1 protein-coding gene is annotated in these 548 nt (G+C 68.1%); it reads left to right on the top strand.

Annotation, left to right across the window (positions count from 1 at the left end; genetic code table 11):
* Nucleotides 1-548 (top strand): acyltransferase family protein (locus FK268_RS23695; RefSeq protein ID WP_146437899.1); only part of this gene is annotated, 548 nt, incomplete at both ends.

The raw sequence follows: 548 nt of genomic DNA, 5'->3' as shown, positions 1-548 counted from the left end.
GCGTCAACCCGCCCAGTTGGTCGTTGTCAACGGAGCTCTTCTTCTACCTCTGCTGCCCGTTCGTCTACGTGCTGATCCGCCGGCTTCCCGACCGTGCGCTGTGGCCCGCCCTCGCGGCAGCGGTCGGGGCCGTCGGGGTGAGTGTGGCGCTCGCGTACGTCCTGTTCCCCTCGTCGCCGCACACGCCCGACGATCTGCCGTTGTCCGAACTGCAGTACTGGTTCGGCTACGTCTTCCCTCCGTCGCGCCTGTTCGATTTCGTCGCCGGCCTGGTGCTGGGGACGATCCTCGTCCGCGGCCGGTGGCGGCAGGTGCCGATCGCAGTGGTGCTCGCGGCCTTCCCGGCGTTCTACGCGCTCTCGTACGCGACCCCGTACCTGGTCGGCGTCCGGCTCACCATGCTCGTGCCGGTCGTGCTGCTGATCGGCACCGTCGCACATGGTGATCTCAAGGGGCGCTCGAGCCTCCTGCGCGGCCGGCGAATGCAGTGGTTGGGGGAGATCTCGTTCGGCTTCTATCTCGTGCACGCCCTCGTCCTGGTCGAGGGA

Origin of the sequence: Tsukamurella sputi, from assembly GCF_007858445.1 — a bacterium.
Taxonomy (GTDB): Bacteria; Actinomycetota; Actinomycetes; order Mycobacteriales; family Mycobacteriaceae; genus Tsukamurella; species Tsukamurella sputi.
Note: the sequence above shows the minus strand (reverse complement) of the source record. Positions and strands in the feature narration are given on the sequence as shown.